Annotated in this window: 12 protein-coding genes; all 12 read right to left on the minus strand. The window is 45.1% G+C overall.

What is annotated here, in order from left to right:
- Nucleotides 1–49: 49 nt before the first annotated feature.
- The gene (locus JGK22_RS15260; protein WP_293180499.1) at nt 50–241 is read right to left on the minus strand and encodes a hypothetical protein; all 192 of its coding nucleotides are present in this window, start codon (nt 239–241) and stop codon (nt 50–52) included.
- A 287-nt stretch (nt 242–528) separates the two neighbouring features.
- Nucleotides 529–3,648, minus strand: a complete 3,120-nt coding sequence (locus tag JGK22_RS15265; RefSeq protein WP_293207984.1) for an SMC family ATPase — start codon at nt 3,646–3,648, stop codon at nt 529–531.
- A 65-nt stretch (nt 3,649–3,713) separates the two neighbouring features.
- Complete coding sequence (locus JGK22_RS15270; RefSeq protein WP_293180505.1) at nt 3,714–4,055, minus strand: type II toxin-antitoxin system PemK/MazF family toxin; 342 nt, start codon at nt 4,053–4,055, stop codon at nt 3,714–3,716.
- Nucleotides 4,048–4,389, minus strand: a complete 342-nt coding sequence (locus JGK22_RS15275) for a hypothetical protein (RefSeq protein ID WP_293180509.1) — start codon at nt 4,387–4,389, stop codon at nt 4,048–4,050. The genes JGK22_RS15270 and JGK22_RS15275 overlap by 8 nt, the downstream gene beginning before the upstream one ends.
- A gap of 155 nt (nt 4,390–4,544) precedes the next feature.
- Complete coding sequence (locus JGK22_RS15280) at nt 4,545–4,766, minus strand: NAD(P)-binding protein (protein WP_293313125.1); 222 nt, start codon at nt 4,764–4,766, stop codon at nt 4,545–4,547.
- 11 nt (nt 4,767–4,777) lie between these two features.
- A complete protein-coding gene (locus JGK22_RS15285) occupies nt 4,778–5,584 on the minus strand; it encodes a glucose 1-dehydrogenase (RefSeq protein WP_293180515.1) in 807 nt (268 codons plus the stop codon).
- A 123-nt stretch (nt 5,585–5,707) separates the two neighbouring features.
- The gene (msrB, locus tag JGK22_RS15290) at nt 5,708–6,211 is read right to left on the minus strand and encodes a peptide-methionine (R)-S-oxide reductase MsrB (protein WP_363319228.1); all 504 of its coding nucleotides are present in this window, start codon (nt 6,209–6,211) and stop codon (nt 5,708–5,710) included.
- 9 nt (nt 6,212–6,220) lie between these two features.
- A complete protein-coding gene (locus JGK22_RS15295; protein ID WP_293207981.1) occupies nt 6,221–7,588 on the minus strand; it encodes a 2Fe-2S iron-sulfur cluster-binding protein in 1,368 nt (455 codons plus the stop codon).
- 283 nt (nt 7,589–7,871) lie between these two features.
- On the minus strand, nt 7,872–8,249 hold the full coding sequence (locus JGK22_RS15300; protein WP_293207978.1) for a hypothetical protein: 378 nt from the start codon (nt 8,247–8,249) through the stop codon (nt 7,872–7,874).
- A 59-nt stretch (nt 8,250–8,308) separates the two neighbouring features.
- Nucleotides 8,309–9,046, minus strand: coding sequence for a DUF4079 domain-containing protein (locus JGK22_RS15305; RefSeq protein WP_293180524.1), 738 nt, complete (start codon nt 9,044–9,046; stop codon nt 8,309–8,311).
- Nucleotides 9,043–9,189 carry a hypothetical protein gene (locus tag JGK22_RS15310; protein WP_293207975.1) on the minus strand — a complete coding sequence of 49 codons (147 nt, stop codon included), beginning with the start codon at nt 9,187–9,189 and terminating at the stop codon, nt 9,043–9,045. The genes JGK22_RS15305 and JGK22_RS15310 overlap by 4 nt, the downstream gene beginning before the upstream one ends.
- A gap of 470 nt (nt 9,190–9,659) precedes the next feature.
- Nucleotides 9,660–9,924, minus strand: a 265-nt coding sequence (locus tag JGK22_RS15315; protein ID WP_293207972.1) for an IS1 family transposase, incomplete at its 5' end; no start/stop codon positions are given.

Here is a 9,924-nt window from a genome sequence, read left to right on the forward strand (position 1 = left end):
AAAATATAAATAGCTTCAGGCATTCTTATTTTATTATCTTATTTTTAATTTAGCCTAACAAACTCAGGAGCTCCAAAAAGCCGACGGGGAAATTAAGAGCGGGCGAATCAAACAGCGGGCGAATCAAAGAGCGGGCGAATGGATGAGTCCGAGCGGGCGAATCGGGAACAGCGAATCGATCGGGAACAGCGAATCGATCGGGAACAGGAACAGCGGGCGAATGGAATTCGCGCCTATACAAACAAAACCCGCCTCCGCGGGTTGAAGAGCGGGCGAATGGAATTCGCGCCTATACAAGAATACGCTTGGGTTAACGTTTTTTTATCATTGCGAGCGTCCCGAGTATTGCAATCGCAGCCTATACAAACGAAGTCCGCCTCCGAGGTGTCAAGAAAATAACATAATTTTAACCGTACGTCCGATCTTCAACCCGCGGAGGCGGGTTTCGTCTGTGTAGACGCGGTTTCAACCGCCGTCCGATCGCCAATCGCCAATCAAAAATCGAAAATCGAAAATCGAATAATCCATCTAGATTGACAAGGCCAGGCTAGAACCCTGAGCAGTTTTGGTGACTTCTATCCTGGCTTGAAAAGCTTCTTTGAGGTGCGGCATATGGGTAACGGTGAGGATGCAGGCGAAGTCAGAGGCGATCGCATTAATTGCAGCAATCAGGCGATCGCACCCTTCCGCATCCTGAGTCCCAAATCCCTCATCAATAATCAACATTTGCAAAGCCGTACCCGCCCGCTGAGACAGCAATCTCGCCAGCGCCAGCCGAATCGCAAAATTAATCCGAAAAGCTTCGCCACCCGAGTAAGTTTCATAGGGACGAGTACCGCGAGCATCAGCAATGAGAATGTCTAAAGTGTCAATCAATTTAGTTGCTTTTTTAGAAGCAGCCGCCCGCTGAGTAATAAATTGTACGTGCAACTGATTCGCGCTCAATCTCGACAATATCTGATTGGTTTCAGCTTCCAGTTGAGGCAAAACATTTTCAATCATCAAAGCTTGAATCCCGTTCTTGCCAAAGGCTTGACCCAACTCTTGATAAACTTTGTATTGGCGTTTAGCAACCTGCATTTGCTCTTTTTGAGCTACAAGCTGAACTTGCAAAGCTTCCAGATTTTGCTGCTGTTGTTGGAGGCGTCCGAGACTTCCCAAATGTTGGTCTAGCTGCTGGCGGCGGCGGCCCATTTGTTGTTCGATCGCACTTATTTGAGCAGTCGGATCGGGATGTTCTTGCAACTGCTGGTTCATCGCTGAACTTTGAGCGGTGACAGCTTGCAAATCGCGATCGCGCACGGCGATCGAACTGGCGATTTCATTAACCCGCTGCTGCACTTGCGGGAATTGCTGAGTTGCCGATCGCAATTTTTCAGCCCGGGCGATCCAAAATTGCGTTTTACGCATTTCGCTGCGGACGTGTTCGTGCTGTTCCAAGTTATAGCCAACTTCCGCAATGTATCTATCTAAAGACAGAATTTGCTGCTGAATTTCCGAGCTATTTTTTTGCTGTTCAAACTGTTGCTGTACGGCGGCTAATTGAGTTTGCAAATCCGGGCGGCGGCTGTTAATTTTATTAAGTTTCTGCTGAGCGTCTTTGATTTGAGCTTGCTTAATTTCCGCCCAGCGCAAACGCTTTTCATCGCTGCGGGCGAGGGAGTGGCTGCGATCGCTATAATTGAGCTGTTGCAGTTGCTGTTCAATTTGCTGAAGTTCCCTCAAATCATCAGATCCATACTCGCCAGTACGCAACAACCGCTCGATTTGGGCAGCATCTTGACGCATACTTTGCAGTCGAGTTTCATCTTGGCCCAGGCCATCCAATTGAGCTTGCAAATGGCTGCGGCGTTCCCGCAATTCTTGGTAAGGCGCTAATTCCTGTTCTAGTTCGCGGTATTCGTGTCTGAGGACTTGAATTTCGCGCTCGGAAACTGCCAACTGTTCGCGGACAACCCACAGTTGATTCCAGATTTCTTGCTGTTGGGAGTGGTGCTTGGTGACTACCAAATTCCAGTAGTGTTCGTCTAAAGGTCGATCGCACAAAGGACAGGCGCCAAAACCCGAATCGCGCACAATTAAAGGCGAATTCGCTTCCTGAGTTTCCCCAAACTGGGCAGCTTTACCTTCCCCCGCGCTAGTTTCTGCTTCATTTTTCCGCAACAGTTGGAGTTTTTGGTCAATTTCCGCGAGTCGGGTTTGATAGTCGCGGCTTTTAGCTTGCAGATTTTCTAGAAAGCTGTGCCTTTCTTGGCCTTTTTCGCGGACTCGTTCCTGATAAACTCGCTTGTTTTCCAACTGGACAATTTGATGGGCGATGGCCGAGATTTCCTGCTGCAATTTCGGCTGTCGCTGCTGTTGCTGAACTTGCACCTGTCGGTTGATTTCGGCTAAGCGGGCGGTTAAACCGGCATGGGCGCGATCGAGCTTAGTTTGCGCCTGCTGCTGCTGTTGGAGTAGCGGCGAAACTTGCAGTTGCAGTTGTTCTAGTTCGTTAAGGCGCGATCGGGCTGCTTGCAACTGTGCGAGTCCTTTGTCAACCTCCGGCTGCTGCTTGAGAACATCTAGAACATCTTTTTCATCTTGTTCTAAGACATCTAATTGAGCTTGCAACTGCTGAATTTTGTTTTGCAAAAGGCTCAATTCTTGCCGTTGCTGTTCTTGCAAGTTTTGGCGCTGATTTTGCGCTTGTTGGTGAGCTTTGAATTTTCCAGCCTGCGTCTCTTCTGTGGATTGTAAACTCTGAAAATAGGCAATTCCTGCTGTTATCTCATTTTCTTGGGCGAGCAGGGCTTGCAGCTCGTGTTGCTGCCGCTTGGCGGCTGCGAGTTCTTGCTGCAAGCGACGGCATTCTTGAGAGATATTATAGTGTTGTTGCTGGTGGCCGGCGAGGAGTTTTTGCCAAGTTTGGCGGTTGTGGTGCTGGAGTTGCAGTTGCTGCAAATGTGCTGTGTCGGCTTGCTGCTGCGAAGAGAGCAAATCGGTTGCTTGCTGCAATTGAATTTGTTCGGATGCGATCGCTTCTTTTTGTTGCAGTTGCTCTTGGGTTGTCTGCAAGCCGTGTTTTAGGACTTCGACTTTGGCTTTAAAATCTCTGGCTTTTTCCTTGGCTTGTTCGGATAAAGTGTCGTATCGATCGAGTTTGAGGAGGTTGGCTAAAACTTGCTTGCGCTCGATCGGCTTTTTGAGCATAAACTCATCAGCACGCCCCTGCCGCAAATAAGCCGAGTTAATAAAAGTATCGTAATCTAGCTTGATATGTTCGAGAATTTTCTGCTGAGTATTTCTCAGCCCCTTGTCAGTGAGAGTGCGAAAACTGAGTCCATCCTGAGTTTCGGCGCAATTCAAGCTAACTTGAAATTCCAAACTTCCCGATTGTCCGCGCCGGCGGTTGCGAATCACCCGGTAGATTTGGCCGCCCGTAGAGAAAGTGAAATCAACTCGGACATCAATTTCGCCGATATGGATGATATCGTCTTCTGTATCGCTGCGACAACTGCCCCAAAGCGACCAGGCGATCGCCTCTAGGAGAGAAGATTTACCAGCACCGTTAGGCCCGCAAATGCAAGCAGTGTGAAGTCCGCGAAAGTCTAAAGCAGCTTCGCGATAGCTGAGAAAATTTTTGAGTGTAAGTTGTATAGGAATCATTTAAGGCCATCGCGCCATACAATCTATTTATAAATAACACTATTTGTACGCTGTTGGCTAGTTATTCAATCCAGATCCAGCACAATTGTCAGTGTATCTGCAATTTCTTCCATAATTGTTTCCGAAAGGCTTCCGAGTTGTCGGACAAATCTTTGTTGGGAAACGGAACGGACTTGAAAAGTGTCGGCGGCTGAGAGTTTAGCCAAGCCATTTTCGCTACTTGGTTCTAGTCGAACCATCCAATTTCTCTCTGTATATCGTTCTTTCCAGTCAGTGATGGGGACAATCACTTCAAGCAGCAAAATTCCCACCGTCTCATCGCTGACAATAACTGCGGGACGGGTTTTGCCGATTTCTGCACCAACAGTAGGTTCAAGTGTAACCAGCCAGATTTCGCCTCTACGCATTAGTTTTTATCCCAGCGTTCAGGTATTCTTCCTCGGATTCAAAATATGGTTCGCTGTCTGGCGACCACAAATCATGTAAAGCACCTCCCGGCATATAATCCTTGACTGCTGCTTCTGCTGCGGCTCTGAGTTGGCGCTTTTTCTCGGCTTTGCGCTGGGCTTTTTGTTCTATGTCGTCGCGCATCATCCGCGAAGCTGTTTCGATGATTTCTAGGCGTTCTTCTGCTGTCAGATTTTTGAGTGCTGCTAAGATTTCTGTTTTGGTCACGGTTTTTTTGGGTGGTGGGTAAGAAAGTGCGATCCAACCATCATTATATCTTTGAGGAAAATCCATATCGGCGATCGCACTTCAATTTTCACCTCATCCTGCGAATTTCCGTGTCCTCCGAATAGCTTTTTCGGCGTTGCTTAATCAGGGTATGAAAAAAATAAGTTAAAAATCCCCAAGCTTTGTCGATACTGGTTTCTATGACTGGCATATTTAGCCTTTCATACCGTGGCTCGATCGGATTTGTCAAACCACTGTTCTTGGGTATGATAGCGTTCTCGCTGGTAGACTTCCAAGGCACTCCAGTTTTCCTTTTCCCTAGGTAAGAATGTGCCGCGTTCGAGAATTAAGATCTTTTTACCGCTAGGAGCCAGATGATGTGCCAGCGTTCCACCGCCTGCACCAGTGCCGATAATGATAACATCGTAATGTTGGTTAAGCATGGTTTTCATCTCTATTGTTCTTGATAGTTCCACAACAAACCACCATCAACGACTACTGTCGAACCAGTGATATACCGAGCGTCATCTGAAGCTAGAAAAGCAACTACCGCCGCAATATCATCTGGTTTTCCAAATCGACCTAATGGAATATTTTTAAGCAAAGGTTGCAATTGAGCGGGGTTATTTAGTAGCTGTTGATTGATTGGCGTTTCGATCGCACCTGGAGCCACATTATTGATAGTAATACCCAATCTTCCCAGCTCTACCGCCAGATTTCGCATCATCATTTTCACGGCACCTTTACTAGCACAGTAAGTAGTGAAGTGTGGAAATGGTAATTCTTCATGAACGGAACTAATATTAATAATACTGGCGCGATTTTTGCCCGTATCGATTTGATGTTTGACGAAAAACTGTGTAGCAAAGAAAACTCCTTTGAAATTGATATTCATAACCGCATCAAAATCTTGCTCTGTTATATCCCAAAAGTCAGAATGTTTTTCAATCCCAGCATTATTAACCAAAATATCGATCGTGCCAAAATGTTCGATACTTTCAGCAACTAAACGCCGTACATCATCAACCATTCCCAAATCTGCACCGATACTATAACCCCGATCTCGATCGCAAAATCCATCAGCCATCAAGCAATTACCGCCGATCTCATTAATTGCCTTCAGCGTTTGTTCCGCGCCTTCAGGATTGGAACGATAATTGACAACAACTTTCGCGCCTTCCTGTGCCAATCGAATTGCAATACCTTGACCGATACCGCCACTACTACCAGTGACTAAAGCAACTTTTTCATTCAGTTTCATGATTTTTATTGTGAATTGATAGTTTGACAGCAAATCGGACTGATACACTCAGTAGTATGATTCGGGCAAAGCTTACTGCAAATTTGTCTCTGCACCTTCCGCTGCCCACTGCGTAAAAGCTGGTCAAGCTGCAATAAATTTCATTGCCACCCCATTCATGCAATAGCGTTTACCCGTCGGTTTGGGGCCATCTGCAAAGACATGCCCCAAATGTCCGCCACAGCGACGACAATGTACCTCAGTTCGAGTCATTGCAAAAGCTCGATCGATCGTCGTTCCAATAGCACCCTCGATCGGGGCATAAAAGCTCGGCCAACCCGTACCACTGTTATATTTAGTAGTAGAGGTAAATAGTGGCAAATTGCAGCCAGCACAGGCAAAAGTGCCGTTACCATGCTCCAAATCCAGGGGGCTACTACCCGCACGTTCGGTGCCATGCTGACGCAACACTTCAAATTGAGCTGGTGTCAAAATTTTCCGCCATTCTTGCTCTGTTTTCATAATTGCAAACTGATGATTTTCAGCTATTTTTATGGTTTTTCCTTGAACTTTGTTCGGTAAATAATCCGACAACCAAATCGAACCAATCGTCGCAATTCCAGCCGATAAAAAATAACGTTTTTTCATAGGATTAATCTACAGATCGAGAACTACCCTTGCCGTTTTGGGATGAGAAATACAGATGAGTACCGAACCTCGCTCTACAGTCGCACTTGGTTGTTCTTGATACTCCACTTCTCCTTCAGCAATCTTGCACGTACAGGTACCGCAAATCCCTGCACGACAGCTATATTCAGGTCGCAGACCATTTGCTTCGGCAAACTCTAAAATCGTCCCATCGGCAGGATTCCAAGTATGAGTTCGACCAGATTTACTGAAGACAATTTCTTTAGTATCGCTAGTTGCTGTGGTTACAGATTCACCCGCTTTTGCTGGTTTTGGCATTGCCTTGGCAAAGGATTCAAACATTACTCGCTCGTCTGCTACCCCCCACGTTCTCAATCCATTTCTAATCGCATCCATAAATGATGCCGAGCCACACAGAAAGTAATCTGCTTCAGTGGAACCACACAATTGCTGCATTTCTGGTGCCACTATATTTTGAATCAGAGCAGCATCGACATATCCACGCTGGTGATAATGTCCGATATCTGTTGCCATCGGTTGGCTATAGCAGTAGATAATATGTAAATTAGAATGACTGGCAGCGAGGGCATTAATTTCATCGCGAAAAGCATGATTTTGGCTATCTCTAGCACCATGTAAAAACCAAATGTGTCGCAATGGATTTAGTTGCATCGCCGCTTTTGCCATACTAATCATCGGCGTAATTCCTACACCATTACTAATTAAGATCGCAGGTTGGGGATGGTGAAGATTGAGTACGAATTTGCCAGCCGGAGGTTTTACCCAAATTATCGAATCTTCTTGGATGCGATCGTGCATAAAATTAGAAGCAATTCCTGGAGGTAGATCGGTACCGACTGGTGCAATTTCTCGCTTAATCGACAGGCGATAATAAAGTGGAGATTGATGATAATCGGATAGAGAATAAGTGCGGATTACTGGCTCGGCTCGCTCTGGCAAATCGAGTTTTATCGTCAGAAATTGTCCCGGCATAAAAGCCGGAATCGGCTCGTTATCTTCAGGATGTAAATAGAAAGATGTAATATTATCGCTTTCGCTTACTTTCCGCATGACGATAAATTTTCGCCAATCATGCCATCCCGAATTTAATGATTCTCGATCGCCTAAATCGTTAGACTCAACTTCATTATCTTTATTACGCTTACCCGAACTCAAACCGATCGCCGCACCGATAACAGAACTCGCTAACGAGGTGTAGACAACTAGCTTACTTGCAGATTCGGGAGTTGTCTGCTTTGGAGATTTGAGTAATTCTAAGGCAAGTCCAGCAGGAATTGTGACTAAACTGCCTAGAAAGATACCAGCAGCGATCGATCTAATAATGGGATTGGAAATTTTTTGTATATTTTCTAGCATTTTCTAATTCCTCGTTGGTATAGCTTCTTTCCAATAGAATCAAATTAATGGGCAAATATTTGACTGAATTCTATTTTGGTTATAGATATTACTTGTTGGCATCAACGATCTTCAGAGCAGGTTTATCCAAGTTTTCATGGCAGTAAATTTTGCTAAAATATAGATAGTGGGCAACAGCTCCCGCTCGTCGGAAAACCCGATGATTTTGGTTAAGATAATGCCCACCATCCAGTTCGATCGAGAGACTAAGAATACTAAATTCTAGAATCGATCGCAGAGGATATTACTTAACTTCACTGGGATTGAACCTAGCAATTTTGCCTTTTTTGACTGCCACAACCACATCGTAAACAGTACAGAGTGAAAGTGTAGTGTCATTGTTTTTGCTGTAAAGATTAACTACCATGCCCGCACCACCTGGTTGCACGCCAATTGGATTGAGATCTTTGGGATATAGTTTGCGGAGTAAGTCTCCACTACCTGGTTTACCTTTAACCGCTGTAATTTGGTCGATCTTTTCTTGCGTAGTTTCAGTTTGAGCGATCTTAACTTCTTGGGCAGATGCTTGGAGAGAATTAGGAGTGAATGATTGGAAGGGAACGGTGGCGATGGCGATCGTACCCAGAGCGATTGTTGTCAGCAGAAAAGAAGTAGCTTTCATGTTGTAAATCCTAGAATTGGGTTGTAAAAATTAGAAGTGAAGTCGAGTATAAAGATCGACTATTTTGGGATCGATGGTGCAGACTGAGGTTGTACCAGACAGGTTTGTTTGTCACATTCATATTTGTATAGCGATTCTACATAGGGCTTTTGCCAACTCAGCGGAATTTCCAACAAATCTCGCGTGCCAGTAAACCCCTGACCGATAAATAATAGTAGTGCCAAGCAGTTGAGAATGATATGGACGTTGCGCCAACGATTGCTGCGATCGCGATAAATATCTTGAATAATCGCTAATGAAAAAATCATTAACATCGCAGCAACGATCCCATAGTAATAATGGGAGACATACCATTCAGATTCGCGTCGATAGATCTCTGGTTGAGAACCGATCACTACTAAGCCCATTCCCGTTAATGTGGCAAATATGCCCAGCCAAATCTTTTCGCTCGATCGATATAAAAAGAACAGCGCTCCGCTAGTGGCGACGAACATCATCAGGATAAATACCACCCGAAATGGTTCTTTAATCCAAGCTTGTTGTTCGAGTATTTTTGAGAAGATCGGATGTGCCAGTCCAATTAAGGACAGCACTACAACCGAGCCGCTCAGCCATCGACCCAAATCTACGTGCTCTTTGCCTACAACTCCAGGAATTTGACTTTTCCCACCAGTTGCCACAGCTAGCCGTCGTTGGCGGGTTTGCCATGCCATTCTCACTACCATGCCGATGAGGGGGAAAACTACGGCAACGGCGAAAAAAGGATGCAATAGCAAGAATAGATCGTTGGCATTCATAAAAATAAATCCACAGCAGAAGATCGACTATTAACGTCAGTTAGCAGTTCGTTTTCGACTGGCGGACTGGGGAACATAGATGCTCCCAAATCCCAACTTCTCACTCGAAAAATGCTACTAGCAACTTGGGTTATTAGTATCATCGCAATGGTTTTTTAAGCACGCCTGAAATGAACTTAATAATTTCCTGAATTTTTGGGTATATATCTTTCAGCCGATTCTCAGCTAATTCTCAGTAACTGTCACGACACGTCAATTCACTGACATCTAACATTTAATCCTCGTCACGATCTAAGATTGCATCAGCCAGCATCTTTGCCGCCTTACCCTGCAAGGCATCACCGTGCCGGTAGTGCCCTGAAGGAAAGGATCGACAGAATAAAACTGAATTCAAATAAAAGTAGACATTTAGAGTTGTAAATTATCATTGTAATGATGTACAAAGCGCCAAATTGCAGCAATATGATTTTCTAATTTTTTAGAGAAGGCTAAGCTCTTTCTTACCAACCCTTGATACTCGTTGTCGAATAGTACAGTTGAAGCGCTCGATATAGCTAGTAAAACCACTATCTTTATCTACACGGCGTGATGACGTTTGCTGGGCAATACAGAATCATAAGCACAAAGCGTGATCGGTATAAATTACTGCACATTGACGGTACACTGGTGGCATTGAATTCCATAAAGATTGAGCCGATACTGCGCTACGATCTCCAATATGTACACCAACAATTTCCCTAGTCTGGGCATCCAATGCCAGCCAGACACACTGCTGATTTCCTTTACTATCAACGAATGACCATAACTCATCCATCTGAACATTCAAGCGCTTTTTTTCTTTGGGAGTCACTTCCACTTGCTTCTTAACAGCAGCCGCT

This window comes from Microcoleus sp. PH2017_08_TRC_O_A (assembly GCF_020738665.1).
Classification (GTDB): domain Bacteria; phylum Cyanobacteriota; class Cyanobacteriia; order Cyanobacteriales; family Microcoleaceae; genus Microcoleus.